The following is a 25,318-nucleotide window of genomic DNA, read 5'->3' as shown; positions in this document are numbered from 1 at the left end:
CTGGGGCTATTCTCGTCCAGCTCGACCGCTACAGCATTGCTTGTCAAACCAGCATGTCTTTTGACAGGTTTTCCCGCCTCGTCGTCGGTGGCGGGGCGGCGATTGACGCGAGCCCCCGGTCCCGTCAGCTTGGCGCGATCCCGAAGGAGCCTCGCCCATGGAAAGCCTGACGCCGCGCCAGCGCGAGATCGTGACGCTGGCGCGCAGCCAGGGCCGGGTCAGCGTCGAGGAACTGGCGGCGCGCTACGAGGTCAGCGTCCAGACCATCCGCAAGGATCTCAACCAGCTCTGCGAGCAGCGCGTGATGTCGCGCGTCCATGGCGGCGCGGTCGTCGCTTCCAGCGTCGAGAATCTCGCCTATGAGGCGCGCCGCTTCATCGCCGGCGAGGAAAAGGCGGCGATCGGCCGCGCGGCCGCGGCGCTGATCCCCAATGACGCCTCGCTCTTCATCAATATCGGTACGACCACGGAGGAGGTCGCTCGCGCGCTGACCGACCATCAGGGCCTTCTCGTGATCACCAACAACCTGCATGTCGCGACGCTGCTCTATCCGCATCCGCGCATCGAAGTGATCGTTGCGGGCGGCCCGGTCCGACGCTCGGACGGCGGGGTCATCGGAGCGGCGGCGATCGACCTGATCCGCCAGTTCAAGGTCGATTATGCCGTGATCGGCACCTCGGCCATCGACGAGGAGGGCGCGCTGCTCGATTTCGACTATCGCGAGGTCAGGGTTTCGCAGGCGATCATCGAGAACGCCCGGCAATGCCTGCTCGTCGCCGACAGCACCAAGTTCGAGCGCTCGGCTCCCGTCCGCATCGCCCATCTGCGCGATGTCGACGTCTTCGTCACCGACCGTCTGGAAGCCGAGCCGCTGCGCGAGCTCTGCCGCACCGAGGGCGTCGAACTGGTCGAGACCGCTGCGGAAACCTCTCGCTCCTGACCGGTTCCGCGTCGCTTCGAACGGAGCGCGGTAGGGATGCGTCGGACCGCGCCATAGGCGAGGTTGCGGCTGGAAGCGAAGTTGCTACTTTCGTTTTCAATTTCGCTTTTGCATTGTACGCAAGCAAAGCGCGCATTATCTATCTCGTTGCAGGCGGGGTCCGAAGCTCCCTGCCGGGAGGGTAATCGTGTCGACTCCGGTCTTCGATGTCGCCATCATCGGCGGTGGCGTGAATGGTTGCGGGATCGCCCGCGATGCCGCTGGCCGCGGTGCCTCGGTCGTCCTGTTCGAGCAGGGCGATCTTGCCGGCGCCACCTCCTCTGCCTCGACCAAGCTGATCCATGGCGGCCTGCGCTATCTCGAGCACTACGAGTTCCGGCTGGTGCGCGAGGCGCTCACCGAGCGCGAGGTGATCTGGCGTGCCGCGCCGCATATCGTACGTCCGCTGCGCTTCGTCCTGCCGCATCACGAAGGCCTGCGGCCCTGGTGGCTGCTGCGGTTCGGCCTCTTCCTTTACGACCATCTTGGCGGCCGCAAACTCCTGCCGGCGACGCGTTCGCTCGATCTGCGCCGCGACGAGGCCGGCAAGCCGCTGCAGCCGCGCTTCAGCCGCGGCTTCGAATATTCCGATTGCTGGGTCGACGATGCGCGCCTCGTCGTGCTCAACGCCCGCGATGCGGCCGAGCACGGTGCGCAGATCCTGACGCGGACCCGCGTCATCGGCGCGCGCCGCCAGGGCGATCACTGGCTGGTCGAGACCGAGGCCGCGGATGGAATGAGGGCACAGACGGCGGCCCGGACCCTGGTCAACGCCGCCGGCCCCTGGGTGGCCGAGGTGCTCAACGGTGTCGCTCCGAGTGAGCGGTCTGCCGCGGTCAGGCTGGTCCAGGGCAGCCATATCGTCGTGCCGCGCCTGTTCGAGCACGACCGCTGCTACATCTTCCAGAATGCCGATGGCCGCATCATCTTCGCGATCCCCTATGAGGGCGATTTCACCCTGATCGGCACCACCGATCGGGATTATCGCGCCGATCCGGCCAAGGTCGCCGCCAGCGAGGAGGAGATTGCCTATCTCTGCTCCGCGGCCAACGAGTACTTCCGCAAGCAGATCCGGCGCGAGGACGTGGTCTGGACCTATTCCGGGGTGCGGCCGCTCTATGATGATGGCGCCAGCAAGGCCCAGGAGGCGACGCGCGATTATGTGCTGAAGCTCGACGAGCCGGCGGGCTCCGCCCCGCTGCTCTCGGTCTTCGGCGGCAAGATCACGACCTCGCGCCGCCTGGCCGAGGCAGCGGTCGAAAAGCTCGCCGCGGCCGTGCCGGCGCTTCGCGCTGCGCCCTGGACGGCCGGGGCGCCGCTTCCCGGCGGCGATTTCCCGGTCCAGGGCTTCGAGGCGCTGGTCGAGCGGATCTGCACGGCGCGGCCCTGGCTCGCCAGGCCGCTGGCACGCCGCCTGGCGCGTGCCTATGGCACCCGCACTGAGCGCCTGCTGGAAGGCGCGGCCTCGATGGCCGATCTCGGCCGGAACTTCGGCGCCGACCTGACGGAACGCGAGGTCGATTGGCTGATGGTGCAGGAATGGGCGGTAACCGCCGAGGACGTGCTGTTCCGGCGCAGCAAGCTCGGCCTGCGGCTCTCGGCCGAGCAGCGCCGGGCGCTCGACGACTACATGGCGTCGCAGCGTAGCGCCGCGCCCGTGCTGGCCGCGCAGGGGTGAGGCCGGCGGCGCTCGTCGAAGGGCGCTACCCGGCCTTTGCCGCGGCCGGATCCATCCAGAAAACCTCCCAGACATGGCCGTCGAGGTCGCGGAAGGCGCGGCCATACATGAAACCGTGATCCTGCGGCTCGCTGAAAGTGCTGCCGCCGGCCGTGAGCGCCGCCTTGACGATGGCGTCGACCGCCTCGCGATTGTCGCGTGAAAGCGCGATCAGCACCTCCGTCGTCTTGTCCGTGTCGGCGATCGGCTTCGGCGAGAAGCCGGCGAACTTCTCATGGCTCAGCAGCATGGCGAAGATGGTGTCGCTGATCACCATGCAGGCGCCGGTCTCATCGCTGAACTGCGGGTTGAACGAGAATCCGAGCGCTTCGAAGAAGGCCATCGACTTGGCGAGGTCCTTCACCGGCAGGTTGATGAAGATCATCTGAGGCATTGCGTGCTCCTTGGCGGCTTCGTTCTGGGTTCGGGACCGGCGTCGGTGGGAACGGCCAGTGGGGCGGGGCGATGTGGTGCGGCTATGACACGGCGATAAGCGCCTGTCGGAGCTTGGCCGGTTCGATCTCGGTGAGGCGGGCATCGACGGTATCATGCGTGCGCTGCCAGATCGGCATCGCCTCTGCCAGCAGCGCAAGTCCCTCCGGGGTAATTGCCAGAAGGCGGCTGCGGCGGTCTTTGTCACCGGGAGAGATCGTCACGAGGCCGCGCCGCTCGAGCGGCTTCAGTGCAGCGGTCAGGGTCGTGCGGTCCATGCCGAGCAAGCTGGCGACCGGGCCGATCGGCGGTGGTTCCGGCCGGTTCAGCGACATCAGCAGGGAGAATTGCTGATTGGTCAGCTCAAGTGGCCGCAACGCCTCGTCGAACAGCCGGGCCAGCGCCCGGGCTGCGCGCTGCATATGCAGGCACAGGCAGTGGTCGCGCACATGCAGCGTGGTCGTGAACGGGACCGGCGATTCCGCTGGCATGAGGGCTGATTTTGACATTGTGCAATTATGTTGATATCAACTCTTTAAGTCAAGAATAGGGGCGCAGCGCTGAAGGGAGAAAACCGTGCAGCATCATCAGCTTGCCTCTAAGGCCGAATGGCTGGAAGCCCGCCGCGCGCTTCTGAAGCGTGAGAAGGAGTTCACCCGGCTGCGCGACGCGATCAATGCCGAGCGCCTGGCTCTGCCCTGGGTCAGGGTCGAGAAGGACTACGCCTTCGACACGCCTTCCGGACGGCGCAGCCTGGCGGAGCTGTTCGACGGCCGCAGCCAGCTCATGATCTACCATTTCATGTTCGGGCCGGACTGGGAGGCGGGCTGCCCGGGTTGCTCCTTCATGGCCGATCATTTCGACGGGACCCTGCCGCATCTCAACAATCATGACGTCACGCTGGTCGCGGTCTCGCGGGCGCCGCTCGCCAGGATCGAGGCCTATGAGAAGCGGATGGGCTGGAATTTCCCCTGGGTCTCGTCTTTCGGCAGCGACTTCAATGCCGATTTCCACGTCTCCTTCACCAAGGAGGAATTGGCGAGCGGCAGCGTCGCGTACAATTTCACGCAGACGCCCTCGGAGCAGGCTTTCGACGAGCTGCCGGGCATGAGCGCCTTCAGTCGCGGCGAGCAGGGAGAGGTGTTCCACACCTACTCCTCCTATGCCCGCGGCCTCGAGGATCTGGTCTCGACGCTGATGATCCTCGACCGCGCGCCCAGGGGCCGCAACGAGACGTCGACGCTCAGCTTCGTCAAGCGCCATGACGAGTACGAGGAGCCGGCACGGGCCCACGCCTGCTGCGCCGCCTGAGGGCGGCGCTCCACGGAACGCGCGCATAGGGTTGGTAGGGTGTCCGCCTCCTCGTGAGGATGGGCTTGGGGCGCGCGATTTTCGAAAGCTGCGACGGTCGCTGCCGTCATTGCGAGGAGCGAAGCTCCGAAGCAATCCAGGGGTCGCGATGCATCGGCTGGATTGCTTCGCTACGCTCGCAATGACAGGGCGGCCGTCGCGCTACATCCGCGCTACCGTCGCGCGCTGGACGATGCCGGCAAGCTCCGGCGAAGGCTCGAGCGTGCCGAAGACATAGCCCCAGTCGGCATCGAGCCGCGAGCGGCAGAAGGTCTCGAACACCGCCTCGTCGGCATGCTTCCTCAGTTCGGAGGCCTGCAGCGCATAGGCCATCAGATTGGCGAGCCGGCGGCCATGGCCGTCATCATTGCGTGGCTTGGCGACCTCCGCGCCGAGCCGGTCGAGCCAGCGGTCGAGGGCACGATTGGCGCCGCGCGCGCTGCCGACCTCTTCCATGAAGGCCTCCTTGGTGCGCGGGTCGCGGTTGAAGGAGCGCAGTACGTCCATGCACATCATGTTCGAGGTGCCCTCCCAGATCGCGTTCAGCGGCGCCTCGCGATAGAGCCGCGCCATCGGGTTCTCCTCGATGAAGCCGTTGCCGCCATGGCATTCCAGCGCCTCGACGACGAAGGCGGCGGCGCGCTTGCAGTTCCAGAATTTTGCCAGCGGCGTCGAGACGCGGGCGAGATGGCGTTCCTGCTCGTTCGTCTCCATCGCGTCCGTCGCGGCGGCGATCCGGAAGGCCATCAGCGTCGAGGCCTCCGAGTCGATTGCGAGATCGGCGAGGATATTGCTCATCATCGGCTGCTCGGCCAGCGAGGAGCCGAAACCCCGGCGCGACTGGGTGTGGTTCAGCGTCAAAGTCAGCGCCTGCCGCATCAGCCCGGCCGAGCCGACGGAGAAGTCGAGCCGGGTGAGATGGGCGTGGGAGAGGATCTCCTTGATGCCGGCGCCTTCCGCGCCGACGAGCCAGCCCAGGCACTCGCGGAATTCGACCTCGGAGGAGGCGTTCGAGCGGTTTCCGGCCTTGTCCTTCAGGCGCTGGATCTGCAGCCGGTTGCGGCTGCCATCGGGCAGGAAGCCCGGGCAGAACAGGCAGGAGACGCCGCTCTCGGTCTGCGCCAGGGTGAAGAACCCGTCCGATTGCGGCACCGAAAAGAACCATTTGTGCCCGGTGATCAGATAGACCCGGCCCTCCGGAGTGTCTTCGAGAAAGCGCGCGGTCGTCTGGGTCTGGCGCAGATCCGAGCCGCCCTGCTTCTCGGTCATCGCGTAGCCGATGCTGGCGCCGGTCTTCTGCGCCACCGGGAGTGGGCGCTCGTCATAGCGGCCCGAGGTGATCTTCTCGCGCCAGAGCGCGAATTCCGGCTGGGCGAGGCCGGGATAGGCGGCATAGGTCATGCCGGTCGGGCAGCCGACCCCGTGCTCGACCTGGTTCCAGAGATAGGACATCACCGCCCGCGCGGTGTGGCCATTGGCCTGCTTCGTCGTCCAGGCGAGCGAAGGCACCTCATGAGCGAAGGCGAGACCCATCAATTCGTGCCAGGCCGGGTGGAACTCGATCCAGTCGATGCGGTTGCCGTAGCGGTCATGGGTCCTGAGTTCCGGCCCGTGCCGATTGGCGAGACGTGCGAGATCCTGCGTATCGGCATCGCCGGCGAGGGCGCCGAGAGCGCCGGCCTTGCCCGTGGCCCAGGGCACCAGACGCGCGACGACGCCCTGCAGCACCGTATCGCCGGAAAAGGCGTTCCAGCCAGTGGCCGGCCGGGCCTGGTTGAGGACCTGATGGGTGGCAGCGGTGTGAGCGGTCATGAAGGGCTCTTTCGTCCTGCTCGGCCTCGTGCCGAGCATCCACGTCTTGCGACGCGGATGAAGGGAAGACGGGGATGGTCGGGACAGGCCCGACCATGACGGTACGGGCGCTATTCCGCCGCCTCCTGCGTCGTCATGCGCTCCGGCACCTCGCAGCCCGTGACGCAGCAGCGGCCGGGCTGCTTGGAGACGCGCGAGCCGTCGGCGAGGACGCCGCGGTCGAGCAGGCTCTCGACCAGCTCGACCTTTTCCATGACGGGATAATTGCGCCAGATCTCGCGCTTCATCGCCTCGGGCGAGCCGCCGCCATGCAGCGAGATCACCGAATACCAGCCGGCCTCCTTCGAGACGGTCAGGTCCTCGATGAAGCGCGCCACCTCCGCCCGCTGCTCATAGGGCACGTCCGGCCGTCCGGTCAGCACGGCGGCGAGGGAGCCGGCCGTCTCGGGATTGTGGTCCTCGTCCGGCCCGGGCAGGGCGACGATCAACCCGCCCGAGACGTAATGGGCGATGCGGTGCATGTCGTAGATCTTGGTCGCCAGCAGCAGCTTGCCGATGTTCGAGAACACGGCGTCCGGCATGGCGACGCCCGACGCGTCCTTCTGGCAGTAGACCGAGGCCGCGACGCCGCAGGCGAAAAAGCTCTCGGTGATGGTGATCAACTCGACCATCTGCTCGCGGATATGGGAATGGCGGTCGGCATCGAGCCCGTTGGCCTCGATCATCAGCGCTCCGGCGCCGATCAGCAGGTCGCCGAAGCCGGCCCGTGCCCCGATGCAGCTATGGCGGTGATGGCTGGCATAGCTGGTGGTGAGGTAGCCTGCTTCCTCGATCTCGCCGGCCATGAACACCCGGTCCCAGGGTACGAAGACGTCGTCGAACATCACCGCGCCGGTCGACTGGCCGTATTTCGCCGAGAACTTCGCCGCCGGATCGCCTGGCCTGCCTGCCGGGCGGGCGACGATGGTGACGCCTTCCGCATCGCAGGGCACGGCGCAGCAGAGTGCGAAATCCTCGTCGCCCGGGGCATGGGTGCGGCAGGGCATCACCAGGAATTCATGCATATAGGGCGCGCCGGTGACGATCGCCTTGGTGCCGCGGATGACGATGCCGTCCTTCCGCCGTTCCTTGATGTGGACGTAGGCATCGCGGTTCGCCTGCGCGCCCGGCCGCTTCGAGCGGTCGCCCTTGGCGTCGGTCATCGCAACGCCGATCGTCAGGTCGCGGTCCTGCGCATCGTGCAGATAGGCGAGGAAGCGCTGGCCGTAATCCGTGCCGTGGTTGGCGTCGGCCCGCGTCGTCGCCTGCAGGATGCCGCCGAAGGCGTCATGCGTCAGATAGCGCTGGGCGCAGCCGGAGATCTTGCAGACCAGGCGCACCGCCTCGAGCTTGGCTAGGAGATCGCTGGACGAGGCGTCGACATGCAGCATGCGGTTGACGGTCTTGCCCGAGCTCGCCTGCAGCGCGGTCATGATCGGCCGGTGGGGCTCGTCATGGGCGAGGTCGTAGGTGACGCCGACCGCGTTGATTCCCGGTGCCAGCATGGGCTCGTCGGCGACGGAGCTCACGCTCTGCCCGCCGACGAAGACCCGCGGGTGGTAGCTGCGCAGCGACTCGCGATAGGCGGCTGCATCCATCAGCATGGCGTCGTCCTCCAGCGGGGTTGTTGCCGATAAAATTGAACGGTGTTAGATTTTCGTCAAGTGGTCTTTTTGAGGAGTTCCAGGATGGGGGAGGAGGCGACGGGACGAAAGCGCGGGCGCTATGCCGCGACCGATCTCAAGCGCGGCCTGATCCTGACCGCAGCGAGGACGATCTTCGAGCGTGACGGTCTCGACGGTGCGTCCCTGCGGGCGATCGCGGCCGAAGCCGGCTACACCCCGGCGGCACTGTATTTCCATTTCGACTCGAAGGAGGCGCTCTATGCCGAGGTGCTCGGCCAGTCGCTTGCGGCGCTGACCGCCTTCGTCGACGCCGCGGTCGCAGGCGCGGCGACCCCGCCGCAGCGTTTCCGTGCGGCCGCGCTCGCCTTCTTCGATTTCTACGCCGAGAACCCGCGCGATCTCGATCTCGGCTTCTACCTGTTTCGCGGCGGCATGCGCCCGCACGGCCTCGGCCGCGAACGCGATCGGACGCTGAACGAGGCGTTGGAGGCGAGCCTGGCGCCGATCCGTGAGGCGGCGCGCGAGCTCGGTGCGAATCCAGAGCTCGCAGACTTGATCATGGCCGATGCCTTCGCCCATGCTTCCGGCGTGCTCCTCCTGGCGCATACGCGGCGTATCCGGATGTTCGGAACGCCGCCGCGCGCGCTGATGGAGCGCCATGTCGAAACGGAGCTGGACCGGCTCCAGCATGGAGCCCGATGACGATGAGCCTGATCGATGCCGGCCGTTCCCGCCTCGTCATCGTCGATTTCCAGGCAAGGCTGATGCCGGCGATCCATGACGGGGCCCGCCTCGTCGCCAATGCCCGCCGCCTCGTCGACGCCGCCGGCCTGCTCGGCGTGCCCGTGCTGATGACCGAGCAGAACCCGGCCGGCCTCGGGACGACCGTCCCCGAGCTCGCCGGGGCAGGCCCGGTGATCGCCAAGATGAGCTTCGATTCCTGCGGCGCGCCGGCCTTTATCGCGGCCCTCGCAGGCGAGGAGGAGCTGATAATCTGTGGCTGCGAGGCCCATGTCTGCGTCGGCCAGACCGTGCTCTCTCTGCTGGCCCGCAAGCGCCGCGTCGTCGTGGTGCAGGATGCGATCGGCTCGCGCGCACCCGAGAGCAAGGAGGTGGCGCTACGCCGCATGGAGCGCCATGGCGCCGAGATCGTCACCACCGAGATGGTGGTGTTCGAATGGTTGCGCACCGCCGAGCATCCGCAATTCCGTGCCGCAGCCAAGCTGATCAAGTGAGCCCCGTGACCAAGCCCGCCATCTGGTATTTCGACATCATCTCGCCCTTCGCGCATCTCGCGCTGTCGAAGCTCGACGACATCCGCGCCTATCGGCCGGTCGAGCTGAAGCCGATCGTCTTCGGCGCGGTGCTCAAGGCCTGGGGCCAGCTCGGCCCGGCCGAGATCGCGCCCAAGCGCGTCCACACCTATCGTCTCGCCACGCATCTGGCCGAAGCCATGGGCATCCCCTTCCGCTTTCCGCCGAGCCACCCGTTCAACCCGCTGGCGATGCTGCGCCTGCTGACAGCGCTGGAAGGCGACGAGCACGCGGTCGCGGAGGCCTTCCGGCTGGTCTGGGCGGAGGGGCGCGACGCCAACGACCCGCAAGTGCTCGGTCTGGTCGCGATCGCCGGCGGTCAGCCCGACGCCGTCCAGGCGATCGGCTACCAGAACGTCAAGGACAGCCTGCGCCAGAACACCGAGGAGGCGGTCGCTGCGGGCATATTCGGCGTGCCGAGCCTGCTGATCGACGGCGAGATCTTCTGGGGCGTCGATGCCATGGCGATGGCCTGCGACTATCTCGCAGCGCCCGAGGAATTCCTCGGCGGCGAGATGGCGCGGGTCTCGACCTTGCCGGCCTCGGTCCAGCGGCAGCTCTGAGGGAACCGCGGCGCGGCGAGCCAAGTTTCACCAACTTGTCGGTTTAGGCCAAGGGCCGATGGCCGGATGCTCCGGCCTGCCACCGACGAAAGGAGAAGCCGATGCTGCGCCGTTCGTTCCTGAAAGGCGGTCTTGCTGGCCTCGCTGCTCCCAGCCTGATCCTGCGCGCGCAGGCGACCGAGCAGCCTCGGCCGGGCAATCCCTTCATCGTGACCTATTTCGACGTGCCCGGGATCAAGGGCTCGCGCGATGTCACCGATGCCGGCGACGGCACGCTCTGGGTTTGTGGCCAGCGCAACGGCACGCTGGGGCGCTTCGACCCGCGCAGCAGCCAGATCAAGGTGATTTCGCTCGGTGAGGGCGCGGCGCCGCATGGCGTGGTGCGCGGCCCGGACGGTGCCGCCTGGGTCACCGAGGGCGGACAGAACGCCATCGCCCGGATCGACGGTAAGAGCAATGAGGTCCGGCTGTTCCCGCTGCCGGCGGGCCGCGAGCGCGCCAATCTCAACACCCCGGTCTTCGACAAGAAGGGTGTTCTCTGGTTCAGCGGCCAGAACGGCATCATCGGCCGGCTCGATCCCAATTCCGGCAAGATGGAGGTGTTCGACGCCCCGCGCGGCGCCGGCCCCTATGGCATGACGCGCACGCCCTCCGGCGAGATCTGGTTCGCTTCGCTCGCCGGCAACTACATTGCGCGGGTCGATACCGAGACCACGTCCTTCACCGTGGTCGATCCGCCGACGGAAGGGCAGGGTGCGCGGCGGGTCTGGTCGGATTCGAAGAACCGGATCTGGGTCAGCGAATGGAATTCCGGCCAGGTCTCTTCCTATGATACCGAGAGCGGTAGCTGGAAGGCCTGGAAGCTGCCGGGCGACAGGCCGCGCACCTATTCGGTCTATGTCGATGATGCCGACAAGGTCTGGCTCAGCGATTTTGCCGCCAACGCCATCCTCCGCTTCGACCCGTTGACCGAGGGCTTCCACAGCTTCCCGAGCGATCGGGCCGGCGCCAATGTCCGCCAGATGGACGGGCGCTCCGGCGAAGCCTGGGGCGGGGAGAGCGGCACCAATCGGCTGGTCCGGATCCAGACCGTGAAGCCCGCGTGAGGCTGGGATTCGCCGTTCTGGCCGTCCTCGCGCTGGCCGGCGGTACGGGCGCGGTAGCCGACGAATTGAAGCGCGGCGAGGCCTTGTTTCAGGGCTGCCGCTCCTGCCACGCGCTCGAGCCGGGCAGGGTGCCCATGGCCGGTCCGACGCTCGACGGGCTCTCCGGTCGGCTCCTCGGCGCGGCCGCCGGCTTCGACTATTCGCCCGGCTTCACTGCCATGCGCGAGAAGGGCCTGCGCTGGGATACCGAGCGCCTCAAGGCTTATCTCGCCGATCCCGATGCGGTTGTGCCCGGAGGCTGGATGAGTCCGCCCGTCGGCCTCGGTGAGGCTGATCGGGCGGCGTTGGCAGCGTTCCTGCTGGCGCGTTGAAGCAGCCGCTCAGAGCGGTTTCTTGATCCATTTGGCGATGACGCCGAGGATGCCCTCACGGAACAGCAGGACGCAAAGCACGAAGATCACGCCCTGGATGACGGTGACCCAGGCGCCGAGCGTGGCGAGGAAGTTCTGCATGGAGACGATGACGAGGGCGCCGACGATCGGCCCGAAGATCGTCCCGAGCCCGCCGACCAGCGTCATCAGCACCACTTCGCCCGACATCGACCAGTGCACGTCGGTCAGCGAGGCCAGCTGGAAGACGATCGCCTTGGTCGAGCCGGCGAGCCCGGCCAGTGTCGCCGAGAGCACGAAGACGGCGAGCTTGTACTGGTTGGCGCGATAGCCCAGCGAGATGGCGCGCGGCTCATTGTCCCGGATCGCCTTGCAGACCTGGCCGAAGGGCGAGTGGATGATGCGGTAGAAGGCGAGCAGCCCGCCCATGAAGATCAGCGCCACGACCCAGTACAGGGTGCGGTCGTCGGCGAGGTTGATCATGCCGAAGAGCTTGCCGCGCGGCACGGCCTGGATGCCGTCCTCGCCGCCGGTGAAGCGCGGCGTCTGCAGCGAGAAGAAGAACACCATCTGGGCCAGCGCCAGGGTGATCATCGCGAAATAGATGCCCTGTCGGCGGATGGCGAGCGAGCCGAAGACGAGGCCGAGCAGCGCGGCGACGCAGGTGCCGGCCAGGATCGCGAATTCCGGGTTGAAGCCCCAGTGCTTGGCCGCATAGGCGCAGACATAGCTCGCCATGCCGAAATAGGCGGCGTGACCGAAGGAGAGCAGGCCGCCATAGCCGAGCAGGAGGTTGAAGGCGAGCGCGAACAGCGCAAAGCACAGCACCTTCATGACGAAGACGGGGTAGGCCACGAAGGGTGCGATCACCAGCGCGATCGCGATACCGATCATGACGTTGCGGTGCAGGCTCGCCGTGCTGCGCTCGGCAGCGGCGTGCGCCACGGAGCCATCGGCGGGGAGGACTTCAGCCATGAGCGGCTCCTTCGAAACGAAGCGGCAGCGAGGCCGTGATGACGAGAGGCGCGTGCATCAGGTGGCGCGCCCGAACAGGCCGGCCGGCTTCACCAGCAGCACCAGCACCATGATGATGAAGATGACGGTGGCGGAGGCTTCCGGGTAGAACACCTTGGTCAGGCCCTCGACCAGCCCGAGGCTGAAGCCGGTGACGATGGCGCCCATGATCGAGCCCATGCCGCCGATCACCACGACCGCGAAGACGACGATGATCAGGTCGGCGCCCATGTTCGGGTTGACCGAGTAGATCGGTGCGGCGAGCACGCCGGCGAAGGCGGCGAGCGCCACGCCGAAGCCATAGGTCAGCGTCACCAGCAGCGGCACGTTGATGCCGAAGGCCTGGGTCAGCGTCGCGTTCTCGGTGGCGGCACGCAGATAGGCGCCGAGCTTGGTCTTCTCGATCATGAACCAGGTCGCGAGGCAGACCGCGATCGAGGCGACGACCACCCAGGCGCGATAGGTCGGCAGGAACATGAAGCCGAGATTATAGCCGCCGCGCAGCGCGTCCGGGATCTGGTAGGGCAGGCCCGAGGAACCATAGCTGTTGCGGAACAGCCCCTGGATGATCAGGGCGAGGCCGAAGGTCAGCAGGAGCCCGTAGAGATGGTCGAGATGGGCGATCCGCGACAGGAATAATCGCTCGATGATGACGCCGGTGAAGCCGACGAGCACCGGGGCCAGGACCAGCGCCGCCCAATAGTTCACGCCGAGATAGTTCAGGCACATCCAGGCGACGAAGGCGCCCATCATGTACTGCGCGCCATGGGTGAAGTTGATGATGTTGAGCAGGCCGAAGATCACCGCCAGCCCGAGGCTGAGGATGGCGTAGAACGAGCCGTTGATCAGGCCGAGCAGAAGCTGGCCGAACAAGGCTTGCGGCGGAATGCCAAGTAACTCGAACATGCGGATCTACCGTTCCCGACAACAGACAATCCGGGGCCGTCTCGCGGCCCCGGAGCCTTGGATGGTGCGGAGGCTGTCGTCAGCCCCTCACTTCTTGACGAGCGGGCACTCGCTTTCGGAAAGCGGCTTGAAGGCGTCGTCGGCCTTCAGCACCGCGACCTGCTTGTAATAGTCCCACGGTCCCTTCGATTCCGACGGCTTCTTGACTTCGAACAGGTACATGTCGTGCATCTTGCGGCCATCGGCGCGGACCGAGCCCTTGCCGAACAGCGGGTCGTCCGTCGGCAGCTCCTTCATCTTCGCCATCACGGCGGTGGCGTCCTTGCTCTTGGCCGCCTCGATGCCCTTGAGATAGTGCAGCATGCCGGAATAGACGCCGGCCTGGACCATGGACGGCTTCTTGCCGCCATTGGCCTTGGCGAAGCGCTCCGACCAGGCGCGCGTCCCGTCATTATTGTCCCAGTAGAAGGCCTCGGTCAGGACCAGCCCCTGTGCCGTCTGCAGGCCGAGCGCATGCACGTCGGTGATGAAGACCAGGAGACCGGCGAGCTTCTGCCCGGCCGAGGTGATGCCGAATTCGCCCGCCTGCTTGATCGAGTTGATCGTGTCGCCGCCGGCATTGGCGAGACCGATGACCTTGGCCTTCGAGGCCTGGGCCTGGAGCAGGAAGGAGGAGAAGTCGGTGCCCGGGAACGGCGTGCGCACCGCGCCGACGACCTTGCCGCCATTCTTGGTGACGATGGCGCCGGTGTCGCGCTCGAGCGCATGGCCGAAGGCGTAGTCGGCGGTCATGAAGAACCAGCTGTCGCCGCCGGCCTTCACCATGGCGCCGCCCGTGCCCTGGGCCAGCGCATAGGTGTCATAGGTCCAGTGGATCGTGTTCGGCGAGCAGGCCTTGCCGGTCAGGTCCGAGGAGGCCGCGCCCGAATTGATGTGGATCTTGTTCTTTTCCTTGGTGATCTGGTTGACCGCCAGTGCGACCGAGGAGGTAGGCACGTCGAGGATCGCGTCGACGCCATCCTGATCATACCACTGCCGGGCGATGGTCGAGCCGACGTCCGGCTTGTTCTGGTGGTCGGCCGAGACGATCTCGACCTTGATGCCCTTCTCCGCCGCCTTGAAATCCTCGACCGCCATGCGGGCCGCGATCACCGAGCCTTCGCCGGAGAGGTCGGCATAGAGGCCTGAGCGGTCGTTCATCACGCCGACCTTGACGCTGGTCTGGGCCTGGGCGGCGCCGGCCGCCAGTGCGGCGAGCGCGGTCCCGAGAAGCAGTGCTGTAGTCTTCATGCCGTTCCTCCACCTTATGTCTTTGTTCTGGACTGGTTCAGACGCCGAGATAGCCGTGCAGCTTGTCGATATTGGCGTCGAGCTCCTCGTTCGGGATCATGTCGATCACCTTGCCCTGCTCGACGACGTAGTGACGGTCGGCGACGGTCTGGGCGAAGCGGAAGTTCTGCTCGACCAGGACGATGGTGAAGCCCTTCTGCTTGAGCATGCGGATGGTCGCGCCGATCTGGTCGATGATCACCGGGGCGAGGCCCTCGGTCGGCTCGTCGAGCAGCAGCAGGTTGGCGCCGGTGCGCAGGATGCGGCCGATCGCCAGCATCTGCTGCTCGCCGCCCGAGAGCTTGGTGCCCTGGCTCCTCAGCCGCTCCTTGATGTTGGGAAAGAGCTCGAAGATCTGCGCGACCGAGAGCCCGCCAGGCTTCACCTGCGGCGGCAGCATCAGGTTCTCCTCGACCGAGAGGGTCGAGTAGATGCCGCGCTCCTCGGGGACATAGCCGAGGCCGAGCCTGGCGATGGCGCGCGAGGGCAGCGAGATCGTCTCCTTGCCGGCGAAGTTGACCGAGCCCTTGCGCTTGCCGATCACGCCCATGATCGACTTCAGCGTCGTCGTCTTGCCGGCGCCGTTGCGGCCGAGCAGGGTCACCACCTCGCCCTCGCCGACATCGAGGTCGATGCCGTGCAGGACATGGCTCTCGCCATACCAGGCTTCGAGGCCGCGCACCTTCAGCAGCGGCGTCGTCCCGGCCTGCGTCTTGCGCTCCAGGGTCGCTTCAATGGCCATGGCCGACTCCCGAGCCGATATAGGCCTCGACCACGCGCGGGTCCTTCGAGACCGTGGCATAGTCGCCTTCGGCCAGGACCTGGCCGCGGGCGAGCACGGTGATGCGGTCCGACAGCGAGGCCACCACCGAGAGGTTGTGCTCGACCATCAGGATGGTTCGGTTCTTCGAGACCTTGCGGATCAGCGTCGCGATCCGCTCGATGTCCTCGCGGCCCATGCCGGCCATCGGTTCGTCGAGCAGCAGCATTTCCGGGTCGAGCGCCAGGGTCGTGGCGATCTCCAGGGCGCGCTTGCGTCCGTAGGAGAGCTCGACCGCCGGCAGGTTGGCGAACGAGGACAGACCAACGGCCTCGACCAGCGCCAGCGCCTCCTTGTCGAGCGAACGCAGCACGTCTTCGGAACGCCAGAAATCGAAGGAGTCGCCGCGCTTGCGCTGCAGCGCGATGCGGACATTGTTCATCACGCTGAGCTGCGGGAACACCGCCGAGATCTGGAAGGAGCGCACCAAGCCGAGCCGCGCGATCTCTGCCGGCTTCTGCCGCGTGATGTCGCGGCCATTATAGACGATCGACCCGCGCGTCGGCGCGAGAAACTTGGTCAGAAGATTGAAGCAGGTCGTCTTCCCGGCGCCGTTCGGGCCGATCAGCGCGTGGATCGTGCCGCGTTTGACGCTGAGATCGACCCCATTGACTGCTGTGAAGCCGGCGAATTCTTTCGTAAGACCCGACGTCGAGAGAATAATATCCTCAGACATACAACTCACGCATGTCGGTCACCCCGTTCAATCTTGTTTGATCGTTTCCCCTAGGCCGTCATGCTGCACCGCGCATATCACCCATGTCAACGGCGCGCATGTGCAGGGAAGTCCATCCGGTTGGGGTGAAAAGCCCGGCTTAGACAAAAGGCGTAAGGCCTCGGGTGGAGCGCTGTCGTTCCCAAGCCGGCGTCCGGAAGACGGGTTCGGTGCCGGCTGGCGCGCGAGCGGGACCTCGCGGGCGCGAAACCTCACCGGCAAGTCCGGGCTTCCCGTCAGGCTGAGCCGTCATGGTCCAGCGGGGCGCTGCCCGAGACGGACTTTCCCGTGTTGCGGGCCGCTGGGGGCTCGGCTAGTTCTTGCTGCAGGCCCGATCAGCTTCCTTTCCCAGCGACAAAGGCATCACGATGAAGAAGGTCTATCCCGATGCGGCGGCGGCACTCGCCGGCATCGTCAAGGACGGCATGACCATCATGGCGGGCGGCTTCGGCCTGTGCGGCATTCCCGATACGCTGATCGAGGCGATCCGCGACTCCGGCGCCAGGAACCTGACCTTCATCTCCAACAATGCCGGCGTCGATGGTGCCGGGCTCGGCATCCTGCTCGAGACCAAGCAGATCAAGAAGATGATCAGTTCCTATGTCGGCGAGAACAAGCTCTTCGCCGAGCAGTATCTTTCCGGCCAGCTCGAACTCGAATTCAACCCGCAGGGCACCCTCGCCGAGCGCATCCGCGCCGGCGGCGCCGGCATCCCGGCCTTCTTCACCAAGACCGGCGTCGGCACGCTGATCGCCGAAGGCAAGGAGGAGCGCGAGTTCGACGGCGAGCGCTACATCATGGAGCGCGGCCTGTTCGCCGACATCTCGATCGTCCATGCCTGGAAGGGCGATACCGAGGGCAACCTCGTCTACCGGAAGACCGCGCGCAACTTCAATCCGATGATGGCGACGGCCTCGCGCTTGACCGTGGCGCAGGTCGAGCATCTCGTCCCGGCCGGCGAGATCGATCCCGACCACATCCACACCCCCGGCATCTTCGTGAAGCGGATCGTCCATCTGGCGAACCCGGTGAAGCGCATCGAGCAGCGCACCGTCCGCAAGCGCGAAACGGCTTGAGCAGGAGATCACGCACATGGCCTGGACCCGTGAACAGATCGCCGCGCGTGCCGCCAAGGAGCTGAAGGACGGTTTCTACGTCAATCTCGGCATCGGCATCCCGACGCTCGTCTCGAACTACATCCCCGACGGCATGAGCGTGCAGCTCCAGTCGGAGAACGGCATGCTCGGCATGGGCCCCTTCCCCTATGAGGGCGAGGAGGATCCCGACCTGATCAATGCCGGCAAGCAGACCATCACCGAACTGCCGACGACGAGCTATTTCTCGTCGTCTGATTCCTTCGGCATGATCCGCGGCGGCCATATCGACCTTTCCATCCTCGGCGCCATGCAGGTCGCGCAGAATGGCGACCTCGCCAACTGGATGATCCCCGGCAAGATGGTGAAGGGCATGGGCGGTGCCATGGACCTCGTCGCCGGCGTCAAGAAGGTCGTCGTGGTGATGGAGCATGTCGCCAGGAACAAGGACGGCTCGGAATCGCCGAAGCTGCTCAAGGCCTGCGACCTGCCGCTGACCGGCGCCGGCGTCGTCGACATGGTGATCACCGATCTCGGCGTCTTCTCGATCGACGAGAACGGCGCCGGCATGACCCTGATCGAACTCGCCGAGGGCGTCACCCTCGACGAGATCAAGGCCAAAACCGAGGCGCCGTTCAAGGTCGCGCTCTGACGCTGCGTGTCATGGCCGGGCTCGACCCGGCCATCTCCTGACGCAGGGGCTCCGACAATGACGGGCGCAGCTCAGCTGCGCCCTTTCTCCCAGCCGGCTTGCACCAACTCCGGCACATCGTGCTCTTCGACCGGGAAGCCGACGCAGAGATAGGCGACCAGCTTCCATCCGGGTGGTGCGCCGGCGATGCGGCGCACCTCTTCGGGGTCGAGGATCGAGACCCAGCCGACGCCGACGCCATGGGCACGGGCGGCGAGCCAGAACTGGGTGATCGCGGCGACGACCGAATAATCCAGCATTTCCGGCATGGTCCGCCGGCCGAGGCCATGGCCCTGCAAGGTGCCGTGATCGCAGAACACCGCGAACTGCACTGGCGCCTCGCGCAAGCCCTCGAGCTTCAGCCGCGCATAGAGCGCCGCGCGCTCGCCCTCGTAATCGGCCAGCGCCTCGGCATTGCAGCGGGAAAAGCTCGCCTGCACCGCGAGACGCTGATCGGGATCGTCGACCCTCAGCCAGCGCCAGGGCTGCGAATGGCCGACCGAGGGTGAGAGTTCCATCAGGGCGATGAGCTTGGCGAGCAGCGCGTCCGGCAGGGCATCCGCGCGGAAACGCCGGACATCGCGCCGCCAGGCCAGCAACTCGCCGAGCTTTTCGGCGAAGGCCTCGTCGAAGCTCGGAGATTGGGCGGACATCTCTTCTCAGCCCTCATCCAGAGGAGCCGCGCAGCGGCCTCTCGAAGGATGTTTCAGGTCGTTTCGAAGCCTGCTGGAGCATCCTTCGAGACGCGACCCTGCGGGTCGCTCCTCAGGATGAGGGCTGAAGGTGGTTCGGATCGATTGCGCGCTCAAGGCTCAGCCCTGCGCGCGATGGCGTGGAAGAAGGAGCCGGTCACGTGCCCACGGCGGCTGCCTGCGGGAACCGGGGCCGAGCCATGCGGGTCGCTGACCACTGCGAGCGACGGGTCCTCGCCTTGCGAGACGATGCTGGCATAATGGAACTCATGGCCGCTCAGGCGCGCGCCCGCCGCTCCGAGCGGGCAATCGGCTTCCAGTACGGCGTTGCGGTAGCCGAGATTCATCTTGCGCTTGGCAAAGCTGGTCTCGACCGAGAGCAGCCCTGCCATGGCATGGCTTACCCCGTCGGCATCGGTCAGGCTCCGGCCGAGCACCATATAGCCGCCGCATTCGCCATGGACGGGGCGCGTCCGGGCGAAGGTGCGCAGGCCGTCGAGGAAGCGCGAGGCCGAGGCGATCCGCCCGGCATGCAGCTCCGGATAGCCGCCGGGCAGCCAGCAGGCGTCGCAGTCGTCCGGGGGCGCCTCGTCGGCCAGCGGCGAGAATGGGCGGAGTTCGGCTCCTTGCGCCCGCCATCCGGCCTCGACATGCGGGTAGACGAAGCTGAAGGCGGAGTCGCGGGCGATGGCGATGCGCTTGCCGGGGGCGGGCAGGGCCGCCGCGGCCTCGCCCGATACCGGCAGCATCGTCGCGCCGGCCGCAGCGACGACCGCATCGAGATCGACCGCGCCTGCGACCGCTTCCGCCAACGCATCGAGCCGGGCATGCAGATCGTCGGTCTCGCCGGCCTGCACCAGGCCGAGATGGCGCTCGGGCAGGATCAGGCTGGCCTCGCGCGGCAGTGCGCCGAAGACCGGCAGGCCGATCCGCTCCATGCCGGCGGCGGCGAGCCGGCGATGGCGTTCGCTCGCGACCTTGTTGAGGATGACCCCGGCGATCCTGATGCGCGGATCGTAGAGCTTGCAGCCGAGCGCGACCGCCCCGGCCGATTGCGCCTGACCGGAGACGTCGACGACGAGCACGACCGGCCAGCCGAGCAAAGCGGCGATGTCGGCGCTGGCGCCGGTGTGCCCTTCCGGCCCCGGGACAGCGTCGAACAGGCCCATCGAGCCCTCGGCGACGATGACGTCGGCATCCTGCGCCGCCGTGCCTGCGATGCCGGCAAGCAGCGCGTCCGACATCGCATAGCTGTCGAGATTGGCGCTGGGGGCGCCGGTCGCGGCGGCGTGGAAGGCCGGGTCGATATAGTCCGGCCCGCATTTCAGGCCGCGCACGGCAAGCCCGCGTCGGGTGAGCGCCCGCTGCAGGCCGAGCGTGATCGTGGTCTTGCCGGAGCCGGAGCGCGGTGCGGCGATGAGCAGGCCCCTGGCCGTCATGCCTGTCCCCCGCGCGGCCGGAAACGGCGGTCATAGCCGGTGGAATACAGTGCGCTCTCGCCGAAATCCGCGCTGCCGAGGGCCGGGCCGACCAGGATCAGCGCGGTCCGTTCGAGATCGGCGGAGCGCACCTGCGCCGCGATGTCGGCGAGCGTGCCACGCAACACCCGTTCATCCGGCCAGGAGGCGCGAAACACCACCGCGACCGGGCAATCGGCGCCGTAGAACGGCGTAAGCTCGGCGGCGACCTGCTCGATCACATGGATCGAGAGATGAATGGCGAGCGTCGTCCCCGAAGCGGCGAAGGTCGTGAGCTTCTCCTTTTCCGGCATGGCCGAGGCGCGTCCTGAGGTCCGCGTCAGCACCAGCGATTGCGCGACGCCCGGCAGGGTGAGCTCGCGCTTCAGCGCGGCGGCGGCGGCGGCGAAGGCCGGCACACCCGGCGTGACCTCATAGGGAATGCCGAGCGCTTCCAGCCGGCGCATCTGCTCGCCGGTCGCGCTCCAGATCGAGATGTCGCCGGAGTGCAGCCGGGCCACGTCCTGGCCCTGCTCATGCGCCGCCGCGATTTCGGCGATGATCGCGTCGAGATCGAGCGGGGCGGTGTCGACGATGCGCGCGCCCGGCGGGCACCAGCCGAGCATCGCCTGCGGGATCAGCGACCCCGCATAGAGGCAGACCGGGCAGCAGGCGATCAGGTCGCGCCCGCGCAGGGTGATCAGGTCGGCGGCGCCCGGGCCGGCGCCGATGAAATGCACGGTCATAAGGCGTTTTTGTCCGGTTCGGCGCTGCGGGCGAGCGCGCATGTGACGCGGCTCGTGGCGATGCGCGGCTGCACCAGCACGGCGCCCGGCCCGGCGGCGGCCAGTGCCGCCGCCTCCGCCACCGAGCCGACGCCATAGAGACCTGCGACGCGGGTCGAGCGCGTGGCGCAGGCGGCCTCAAAGCCGGCCAGCGCCTCGTCGGGAATGGCGACGAGCTCGACCTGATGCGTGCGTGCGGCGGCGACGAGACCGGGCTCGCTGAAGCGCGAGGCGAGCGTCGCGATCCGGCCGAGGCGCTCGGAGCCGATCCCGGCCGCCGCCAGCGCCTGCGTCAGGCAGGCGAGGATGTCGGCTTCCGAGGTGCCGGAGCGCAGGCCGATGCCGGCGGTCATGCCGGAGCTCACGGCTTCACCACCCGCCATTGCGTCACCGGCATCGCCGGCCGCCAGCCATGCATCGTTCCGACCGGATCGAGATGAGCGATGCCGATGCGGCGCAGATTGCCGCCATGCTGCGCGAACAGCGCCGCGAGCCGCGCCTCGCCCTCGATGGTCACGGCGTTCGCGACCAGCCGGCCGCCCGGCTTCAGCGCCGCGAAGGCGGCCTCGAACAGGCCGGGATCGCCGAGCCCGCCACCGATGAAGACCGCATTGGGTGAAGCCTTGCCGGCGAAGCTCGCCGGTGCCTTGCCTTCGACGATCTCGATCGGCACTGCGCCGAGCGTCAGCCGGTTGCGACCGATGCGTGCCGCCCGCTCCGGGAGCTCCTCGAAAGCGATCGCGCGGTTGTGGCGGTGGCGCAGGCACCATTCGATGCCGATCGAGCCGGAGCCGGCACCGACATCCCAGAGCAGCTCGCCGGCGCGGGGTGCGAGTGCCGAGAGTGTGATCGCGCGGATGTCGGCCTTGGTCAGCTGGCCGTCATGCTCGAACCAGTCGTCGGCGAGGCCGTTGGCCAGAGGCAGGATGCGGGCATCGGCGCCGGCGACGACGCTGACCGCCAGCATGTTGAGCGGCACGATCCCCTCAATCGCGAAGGCGTCGGCACGCGTCTCGCGGACGCGCTCCTTCGGGCCTCCCAGCGCTTCGAGCACGGTGAGCGAGCTGCCGCCGAGGCCGCGCTCCGACAGCAGCGCGGCGACGGCGGCGGGCGTCGATTCGTCCCAGGACAGCGCCAGGATGCGTGCCCCCGGCTGCAGCAGCGGGATGATGCGCTGTAAGGCCCGCCCGTGCAGGGAGACCAGCGCGCACTCCTCCTGAGGCCAGCGCATCCGCGTGCAAGCCATCGAAAACGCTGACAATTGCGGGATAACCCGCATTTCCTCCGGAGGGAGCGCTTTGGTCAGCCCGGCCCCGATGCCGTAATGGAACGGGTCGCTGGTGGCCAGAACGCAGACCGCCCGCCCGCGTTCGGCCAGGATCGCCGGCAGCGCATTTCTGAAGGGTTGTGGCCATGCCCGGGCCTCGCCGGGGACCTTTCCGATCAGCTTGAGATGGCGCTCTCCCCCGAACACGATCTCGGCCTGTTCGAGTGCCGCGAGAGCCTCTGGGGTTAGTCCGGCGCGGCCATCCTCGCCGAGTCCGACCAGCGAGAGCCAGGGGCCATGCTGCGCTGCGCTCGACAGCTTGTCGGTTTCAGGCGACAAAAGATTCATGACCGTCCTCATCCTTGGTGGCACCAGCGAAGCGGCTGCACTTGATCAGCTTCTGGCTGAGCAGGCCCCCGAGATTCGTGCCGTGATCTCTCTCGCCGGCCACACCTCCGATCCGCGGCCGCTGTCGCTGCCGACCCGCATCGGCGGCTTCGGCGGCATTGCCGGCCTGCGCCGCTATCTCGTCGAGGAAGGCGTGGTTGCGGTCATCGATGCGACCCATCCCTTCGCCGCCATCATGCCCTTTCACGCAGAGGCCGCCTGCAAGGCCGAGGGCGTGCCGCTGCTCGCGATCAGGCGCGAGAGCTGGCGGCCTCGGGCTGGCGACCGCTGGCGCAGCGTGCCGAACATTGCCGCCGCTGTCGAGGCGCTCGGCCCCGAGCCGCAGCGCGTCTTCCTGACCATCGGCCGGCTCGAGCTGCCGCATTTCTTCGCGGCACCGCAGCACCGCTATCTGATCCGGGTCATCGAGCCGGTTGGTGAACTGCCGCTGCCGCATGCCAAGGTCCTGCAGCAGCGCGGGCCTTTCGAGGCCGAGGCCGAGGAAAGGCTGATGCACCGGGAGGGGACGCAGATCCTGGTCAGCAAGAATGCCGGCGGCTCGATGACGCTCGGCAAGCTCGTCGCGGCGCGCCGGCTCGGCCTGCCGGTGATCATGGTCGAGCGGCCGCCCAAGCCCGATGTCGAATACGTCACCCATATCGATCAGGTTCTGCCCTGGCTGGTGGCACAGGGGCTCTTCGTCACAGAGCGCGGCGTATAGACGAAGGGGGCCTTTCCCTCGCGCGCGATCAGGCGCGTGCCGCTCGCACCGATCATCACCAGCGTCGCCATGTCGGCCGTGCTTGCTGCTTCATGAGCTTCGCCCAGCGTCAGGACGCGCAGTGCTTCGTCGGCCCGGCCGATGGCGCGCGCGAACAGCACCGGCGTGTCGGGCGCCCGGACGGCGAGTGCGAGTTCCAGCGCCTTGCCGAGTTGCCAGGGCCGCGCCTTCGAGATCGGATTGTAGAGGCAGATCACGAAATCCGCCCGCAGCACCGCCTCCAGCCGGGCGGTGACGACGTCCCAGGGCTTGAGATTGTCCGATAGCGAGATCGCGCAGAAATCGCCCCCGAGCGGGGCTCCGGCCGCCGCGGCCGCTGCCAGCATTGCGGTCACGCCGGGCTCGACGGTGATCGTGAGCTCGCGCCAGCCGGGCTCGCCGGCCTCTACAGCCTCGAATACGGCGGCCGCCATGGCGAAGACGCCGGGATCGCCGCCGGAGACCACTGCGACCTTCTTCCCCGCGGCGGCGAGTTCCAGCGCATGCCGGGCCCGGTCGATCTCGACCCGGTTGTCGCTGGCATGCTTGCTCTGGCCGGTCCGGACGGGGATACGGTCGAGATAGGGGCCATAGCCGATAAGATCGCTGGCCTGATCGAGTGCCGCCTGTGCCGCCGGCGTCAGATAGCGCGCTTCGCCGGGGCCGAGCCCGACGACGGTGAGAGAGCCGGTCACAGCCGCCGCCCTTCGCCGGGCACCAGGATCATCGAGAAGTAGGGCGCCTCGTCATCGGGCTTCTCGGCCAGCCTCACCACGCGCTGGTCGGCCATGGTGGCGCGCTCGACATAGATGGCGCGGTTGATCAGCCCTGCTTGCTGCAAGGCTCGCCTGACCTTGGGCAGGTTGCGGCCGAGCTTCATGATCACCGCCGCATCGGTGTCGACGAGACGGCGCGTCAGCTCGCCCTCGGCGAGCGTGCCCGGTAGCACGGTCATGACGTCGTCGCCCCAGGTGATCGGCGCGGCGGCCCGCGTCCAGGCACCGGCCATTCCGGTGACGCCCGGCACCACCTCGGTCGGGAAGCGCTGGGCGAGGCGCCGCCAGAGATGCATGAACGAGCCGTAGAAGAACGGATCGCCATCGCAGAGTACGGCGATGGTGCGGCCGGCGGCCATTTCATCCGCGAGCCTTTCGGCAGCGGCGTCGTAGAAGGCGGCGATCGGCCCGGCATAGCCTTCATCCTCGACCGGCACCTCCGTCGTCACCGGGAAGGCGAGTTCGATCTCGCGGGCGGCATCCGGCGCGATGATCGCGTCTGCCGTGACACGGGCATTGCCGCGCCGGCCGCGCTTGCAGAAGTGCACGAGACGGTCGGCTTTGAGGATGATGTCGCGGGCGCGCACGGTCATGTAGTCGGGATCGCCGGGGCCGAGGCCGACGCCGAAGAGCAGGGTGCGGGGGGCCTGTTCGCTCACCCTCTCACTCCTTCACTTGCGCCAGCGCATTGACCGCCGCCGCCGCCATCGCCGAGCCGCCGCGCCGGCCATGCACCACGAGGAAAGGCACGCGCCCGTCCAGCGCCAGCGCCTCCTTCGATTCCGCCGCGCCGACGAAGCCGACGGGGATGCCGATCACGGCGGCCGGCTTGGACGCTCCGGCATCGAGCATGTCGAGCAGGCGGAACAGCGAGGTCGGCGCATTGCCGATGACCACGAGGCTGCCCTCCAGATGCGGCCGCCAGAGCTCCATCGCCGCGGCCGAGCGGGTCGTACCCATCTCCTGCGCCAGCTTCGCCACCGAAGGGTCGGTGAGCGTGCAGATCACCTCGTTGCCGGCGGGAAGGCGGGCGCGGGTGACGCCGTCGGCGACCATGCGGGCATCGCAAAGGATCGGTGCGCCCTTGGCCAGGGCCGCTTCCGCGGTCGCCGCGAAATCCGGCGACATCGCCACGTCCTTGGGCAGATCGGTCATGCCGCAGGCATGGATCATCCGCACGACGACGCGCTCGGCGGTGCCGGAAAAGCCGGAGAGGTCGGATTCGGCCCGGATGATGGCGAAGGAGCGCTCGTAGATCGCGGCTCCGTCGCGCAGATAGGCGTGGCGCGTGTTCAAATCT

Annotated in this window: 28 protein-coding genes; 11 read left to right on the top strand and 17 right to left on the bottom strand. The window is 67.4% G+C overall.

The window, feature by feature from the left end:
• Positions 1-157: 157 nt before the first annotated feature.
• Both AC3RCC_RS24985 and glpD read left to right on the top strand, forming a co-directional pair.
• The gene (locus AC3RCC_RS24985; protein ID WP_492256945.1) at positions 158-940 is read left to right on the top strand and encodes a DeoR/GlpR family DNA-binding transcription regulator; all 783 of its coding nucleotides are present in this window, start codon (positions 158-160) and stop codon (positions 938-940) included.
• A 187-nt stretch (positions 941-1,127) separates the two neighbouring features.
• Positions 1,128-2,657, top strand: a complete 1,530-nt coding sequence (glpD, locus tag AC3RCC_RS24980; protein WP_492256944.1) for a glycerol-3-phosphate dehydrogenase — start codon at positions 1,128-1,130, stop codon at positions 2,655-2,657.
• A gap of 25 nt (positions 2,658-2,682) precedes the next feature.
• Here the strand turns inward: glpD and AC3RCC_RS24975 are convergent, their stop codons facing one another.
• Positions 2,683-3,090 (bottom strand): VOC family protein, encoded by a 408-nt coding sequence (locus tag AC3RCC_RS24975; protein WP_492256943.1) that lies wholly within the window; start codon positions 3,088-3,090, stop codon positions 2,683-2,685.
• Positions 3,091-3,172: 82 nt separating this feature from the next.
• On the bottom strand, positions 3,173-3,619 hold the full coding sequence (locus AC3RCC_RS24970) for a MarR family winged helix-turn-helix transcriptional regulator (RefSeq protein WP_492256942.1): 447 nt from the start codon (positions 3,617-3,619) through the stop codon (positions 3,173-3,175).
• 85 nt (positions 3,620-3,704) lie between these two features.
• Here AC3RCC_RS24970 and AC3RCC_RS24965 point away from each other — a divergent pair, with 85 nt between their 5' ends.
• Entirely contained in the window at positions 3,705-4,439 is a 735-nt protein-coding gene (locus AC3RCC_RS24965; protein ID WP_492256941.1) for a DUF899 domain-containing protein, read from the top strand.
• Between the two features lie 201 nt (positions 4,440-4,640).
• On the opposite strand, the gene AC3RCC_RS24960 is transcribed toward AC3RCC_RS24965, so the two are convergent.
• Positions 4,641-6,290, bottom strand: a complete 1,650-nt coding sequence (locus AC3RCC_RS24960; protein ID WP_492256940.1) for an acyl-CoA dehydrogenase family protein — start codon at positions 6,288-6,290, stop codon at positions 4,641-4,643.
• A gap of 110 nt (positions 6,291-6,400) precedes the next feature.
• Positions 6,401-7,933, bottom strand: a complete 1,533-nt coding sequence (locus AC3RCC_RS24955) for a 4-hydroxyphenylacetate 3-hydroxylase family protein (RefSeq protein ID WP_492256939.1) — start codon at positions 7,931-7,933, stop codon at positions 6,401-6,403.
• A gap of 84 nt (positions 7,934-8,017) precedes the next feature.
• Here AC3RCC_RS24955 and AC3RCC_RS24950 point away from each other — a divergent pair, with 84 nt between their 5' ends.
• The 5 genes from AC3RCC_RS24950 (at position 8,018) to AC3RCC_RS24930 (ending at position 11,307) form a co-directional block, all read left to right on the top strand.
• Positions 8,018-8,656, top strand: a complete 639-nt coding sequence (locus AC3RCC_RS24950; RefSeq protein WP_291646348.1) for a TetR/AcrR family transcriptional regulator — start codon at positions 8,018-8,020, stop codon at positions 8,654-8,656.
• A gap of 2 nt (positions 8,657-8,658) precedes the next feature.
• Positions 8,659-9,189 carry an isochorismatase family protein gene (locus tag AC3RCC_RS24945; protein ID WP_291646349.1) on the top strand — a complete coding sequence of 177 codons (531 nt, stop codon included), beginning with the start codon at positions 8,659-8,661 and terminating at the stop codon, positions 9,187-9,189.
• A 5-nt stretch (positions 9,190-9,194) separates the two neighbouring features.
• Positions 9,195-9,830, top strand: a complete 636-nt coding sequence (locus AC3RCC_RS24940) for a 2-hydroxychromene-2-carboxylate isomerase (RefSeq protein WP_291633677.1) — start codon at positions 9,195-9,197, stop codon at positions 9,828-9,830.
• 101 nt (positions 9,831-9,931) lie between these two features.
• Positions 9,932-10,936, top strand: a complete 1,005-nt coding sequence (locus tag AC3RCC_RS24935; RefSeq protein ID WP_492256938.1) for a Vgb family protein — start codon at positions 9,932-9,934, stop codon at positions 10,934-10,936.
• Complete coding sequence (locus tag AC3RCC_RS24930) at positions 10,933-11,307, top strand: c-type cytochrome (protein ID WP_492256937.1); 375 nt, start codon at positions 10,933-10,935, stop codon at positions 11,305-11,307. The genes AC3RCC_RS24935 and AC3RCC_RS24930 overlap by 4 nt, the downstream gene beginning before the upstream one ends.
• Positions 11,308-11,316: 9 nt before the next feature.
• Here the strand turns inward: AC3RCC_RS24930 and AC3RCC_RS24925 are convergent, their stop codons facing one another.
• From AC3RCC_RS24925 to AC3RCC_RS24905, 5 genes are all read right to left on the bottom strand, one after another.
• Entirely contained in the window at positions 11,317-12,300 is a 984-nt protein-coding gene (locus tag AC3RCC_RS24925; RefSeq protein ID WP_465247456.1) for a branched-chain amino acid ABC transporter permease, read from the bottom strand.
• Positions 12,301-12,357: 57 nt separating this feature from the next.
• On the bottom strand, positions 12,358-13,245 hold the full coding sequence (locus tag AC3RCC_RS24920; protein ID WP_492256936.1) for a branched-chain amino acid ABC transporter permease: 888 nt from the start codon (positions 13,243-13,245) through the stop codon (positions 12,358-12,360).
• Between the two features lie 87 nt (positions 13,246-13,332).
• On the bottom strand, positions 13,333-14,535 hold the full coding sequence (locus tag AC3RCC_RS24915) for an ABC transporter substrate-binding protein (protein WP_291633686.1): 1,203 nt from the start codon (positions 14,533-14,535) through the stop codon (positions 13,333-13,335).
• A gap of 37 nt (positions 14,536-14,572) precedes the next feature.
• Positions 14,573-15,316: an ABC transporter ATP-binding protein gene (locus tag AC3RCC_RS24910; RefSeq protein WP_492256935.1), complete on the bottom strand. Its 744-nt coding sequence runs from the start codon at positions 15,314-15,316 to the stop codon at positions 14,573-14,575.
• Positions 15,306-16,070, bottom strand: a complete 765-nt coding sequence (locus AC3RCC_RS24905; protein WP_291633691.1) for an ABC transporter ATP-binding protein — start codon at positions 16,068-16,070, stop codon at positions 15,306-15,308. The genes AC3RCC_RS24910 and AC3RCC_RS24905 overlap by 11 nt, the downstream gene beginning before the upstream one ends.
• A 407-nt stretch (positions 16,071-16,477) precedes the next feature.
• On the opposite strand from AC3RCC_RS24905, the gene AC3RCC_RS24900 reads away from it, so the two are divergent.
• Both AC3RCC_RS24900 and AC3RCC_RS24895 read left to right on the top strand, forming a co-directional pair.
• Positions 16,478-17,185, top strand: coding sequence for a CoA transferase subunit A (locus tag AC3RCC_RS24900; protein WP_492256934.1), 708 nt, complete (start codon positions 16,478-16,480; stop codon positions 17,183-17,185).
• Between the two features lie 16 nt (positions 17,186-17,201).
• Entirely contained in the window at positions 17,202-17,855 is a 654-nt protein-coding gene (locus AC3RCC_RS24895; RefSeq protein WP_291633695.1) for a CoA transferase subunit B, read from the top strand.
• A 71-nt stretch (positions 17,856-17,926) separates the two neighbouring features.
• Here the strand turns inward: AC3RCC_RS24895 and bluB are convergent, their stop codons facing one another.
• The 5 genes from bluB to cbiE all read right to left on the bottom strand — a co-directional run bounded on the left by bluB (position 17,927) and on the right by cbiE (position 22,443).
• Positions 17,927-18,547, bottom strand: a complete 621-nt coding sequence (gene bluB / locus AC3RCC_RS24890; protein ID WP_492256933.1) for a 5,6-dimethylbenzimidazole synthase — start codon at positions 18,545-18,547, stop codon at positions 17,927-17,929.
• Between the two features lie 152 nt (positions 18,548-18,699).
• Positions 18,700-20,025, bottom strand: coding sequence for a cobyrinic acid a,c-diamide synthase CobB (locus AC3RCC_RS24885; RefSeq protein ID WP_492256932.1), 1,326 nt, complete (start codon positions 20,023-20,025; stop codon positions 18,700-18,702).
• Complete coding sequence (gene cobM, locus AC3RCC_RS24880) at positions 20,022-20,789, bottom strand: precorrin-4 C(11)-methyltransferase (RefSeq protein WP_492256931.1); 768 nt, start codon at positions 20,787-20,789, stop codon at positions 20,022-20,024. Before cobM ends, AC3RCC_RS24885 begins: the two co-directional genes overlap by 4 nt.
• Positions 20,786-21,181 carry a cobalamin biosynthesis protein gene (locus AC3RCC_RS24875; protein ID WP_492256930.1) on the bottom strand — a complete coding sequence of 132 codons (396 nt, stop codon included), beginning with the start codon at positions 21,179-21,181 and terminating at the stop codon, positions 20,786-20,788. The genes cobM and AC3RCC_RS24875 overlap by 4 nt, the downstream gene beginning before the upstream one ends.
• Before the next feature lie 8 nt (positions 21,182-21,189).
• Complete coding sequence (gene cbiE / locus AC3RCC_RS24870) at positions 21,190-22,443, bottom strand: precorrin-6y C5,15-methyltransferase (decarboxylating) subunit CbiE (RefSeq protein ID WP_492256929.1); 1,254 nt, start codon at positions 22,441-22,443, stop codon at positions 21,190-21,192.
• Here cbiE and AC3RCC_RS24865 point away from each other — a divergent pair.
• Entirely contained in the window at positions 22,442-23,203 is a 762-nt protein-coding gene (locus tag AC3RCC_RS24865; RefSeq protein ID WP_291633707.1) for a cobalt-precorrin-6A reductase, read from the top strand. The two genes, cbiE and AC3RCC_RS24865, sit on opposite strands and share 2 nt — an antisense overlap.
• Here the strand turns inward: AC3RCC_RS24865 and cobJ are convergent.
• The 3 genes from cobJ to AC3RCC_RS24850 form a co-directional block, all read right to left on the bottom strand.
• Positions 23,146-23,937: a precorrin-3B C(17)-methyltransferase gene (gene cobJ, locus AC3RCC_RS24860; protein WP_492256928.1), complete on the bottom strand. Its 792-nt coding sequence runs from the start codon at positions 23,935-23,937 to the stop codon at positions 23,146-23,148. The genes AC3RCC_RS24865 and cobJ overlap by 58 nt on opposite strands.
• Positions 23,934-24,611: a precorrin-2 C(20)-methyltransferase gene (locus AC3RCC_RS24855; protein WP_492258828.1), complete on the bottom strand. Its 678-nt coding sequence runs from the start codon at positions 24,609-24,611 to the stop codon at positions 23,934-23,936. Before AC3RCC_RS24855 ends, cobJ begins: the two co-directional genes overlap by 4 nt.
• Before the next feature lie 70 nt (positions 24,612-24,681).
• Positions 24,682-25,314: a precorrin-8X methylmutase gene (locus AC3RCC_RS24850; protein WP_492256927.1), complete on the bottom strand. Its 633-nt coding sequence runs from the start codon at positions 25,312-25,314 to the stop codon at positions 24,682-24,684.
• Positions 25,315-25,318: the final 4 nt, after the last annotated feature.

The sequence above is a fragment of the Allobosea sp. GW823-FHT01F03 genome (genome assembly GCF_058798075.1).
Note: the sequence above shows the minus strand (reverse complement) of the source record. Positions and strands in the feature narration are given on the sequence as shown.

What these genes read in the sequence shown, in the direction of transcription:
- AC3RCC_RS24875 (WP_492256930.1), bottom strand. Translation starts at nt 21,181, where the DNA reads ATGACCGCCGGCATCGGCCTGCGCTCCGGCACCTCGGAAGCCGACATC.
- cobM (WP_492256931.1), bottom strand. Translation starts at nt 20,789, where the DNA reads ATGACCGTGCATTTCATCGGCGCCGGCCCGGGCGCCGCCGACCTGATC.
- AC3RCC_RS24910 (WP_492256935.1), bottom strand. Translation starts at nt 15,316, where the DNA reads ATGGCCATTGAAGCGACCCTGGAGCGCAAGACGCAGGCCGGGACGACG.
- cbiE (WP_492256929.1), bottom strand. Translation starts at nt 22,443, where the DNA reads ATGAATCTTTTGTCGCCTGAAACCGACAAGCTGTCGAGCGCAGCGCAG.
- AC3RCC_RS24895 (WP_291633695.1), top strand. Translation starts at nt 17,202, where the DNA reads ATGGCCTGGACCCGTGAACAGATCGCCGCGCGTGCCGCCAAGGAGCTG.
- bluB (WP_492256933.1), bottom strand. Translation starts at nt 18,547, where the DNA reads ATGTCCGCCCAATCTCCGAGCTTCGACGAGGCCTTCGCCGAAAAGCTC.
- AC3RCC_RS24935 (WP_492256938.1), top strand. Translation starts at nt 9,932, where the DNA reads ATGCTGCGCCGTTCGTTCCTGAAAGGCGGTCTTGCTGGCCTCGCTGCT.
- AC3RCC_RS24915 (WP_291633686.1), bottom strand. Translation starts at nt 14,535, where the DNA reads ATGAAGACTACAGCACTGCTTCTCGGGACCGCGCTCGCCGCACTGGCG.
- AC3RCC_RS24985 (WP_492256945.1), top strand. Translation starts at nt 158, where the DNA reads ATGGAAAGCCTGACGCCGCGCCAGCGCGAGATCGTGACGCTGGCGCGC.
- AC3RCC_RS24945 (WP_291646349.1), top strand. Translation starts at nt 8,659, where the DNA reads ATGAGCCTGATCGATGCCGGCCGTTCCCGCCTCGTCATCGTCGATTTC.
- AC3RCC_RS24925 (WP_465247456.1), bottom strand. Translation starts at nt 12,300, where the DNA reads ATGGCTGAAGTCCTCCCCGCCGATGGCTCCGTGGCGCACGCCGCTGCC.
- AC3RCC_RS24885 (WP_492256932.1), bottom strand. Translation starts at nt 20,025, where the DNA reads ATGACGGCCAGGGGCCTGCTCATCGCCGCACCGCGCTCCGGCTCCGGC.
- AC3RCC_RS24920 (WP_492256936.1), bottom strand. Translation starts at nt 13,245, where the DNA reads ATGTTCGAGTTACTTGGCATTCCGCCGCAAGCCTTGTTCGGCCAGCTT.
- AC3RCC_RS24855 (WP_492258828.1), bottom strand. Translation starts at nt 24,611, where the DNA reads ATGACCGTGCGCGCCCGCGACATCATCCTCAAAGCCGACCGTCTCGTG.
- AC3RCC_RS24905 (WP_291633691.1), bottom strand. Translation starts at nt 16,070, where the DNA reads ATGTCTGAGGATATTATTCTCTCGACGTCGGGTCTTACGAAAGAATTC.
- AC3RCC_RS24900 (WP_492256934.1), top strand. Translation starts at nt 16,478, where the DNA reads ATGAAGAAGGTCTATCCCGATGCGGCGGCGGCACTCGCCGGCATCGTC.
- AC3RCC_RS24960 (WP_492256940.1), bottom strand. Translation starts at nt 6,290, where the DNA reads ATGACCGCTCACACCGCTGCCACCCATCAGGTCCTCAACCAGGCCCGG.
- AC3RCC_RS24975 (WP_492256943.1), bottom strand. Translation starts at nt 3,090, where the DNA reads ATGCCTCAGATGATCTTCATCAACCTGCCGGTGAAGGACCTCGCCAAG.
- AC3RCC_RS24950 (WP_291646348.1), top strand. Translation starts at nt 8,018, where the DNA reads ATGGGGGAGGAGGCGACGGGACGAAAGCGCGGGCGCTATGCCGCGACC.
- AC3RCC_RS24865 (WP_291633707.1), top strand. Translation starts at nt 22,442, where the DNA reads ATGACCGTCCTCATCCTTGGTGGCACCAGCGAAGCGGCTGCACTTGAT.
- AC3RCC_RS24970 (WP_492256942.1), bottom strand. Translation starts at nt 3,619, where the DNA reads ATGCCAGCGGAATCGCCGGTCCCGTTCACGACCACGCTGCATGTGCGC.
- AC3RCC_RS24955 (WP_492256939.1), bottom strand. Translation starts at nt 7,933, where the DNA reads ATGCTGATGGATGCAGCCGCCTATCGCGAGTCGCTGCGCAGCTACCAC.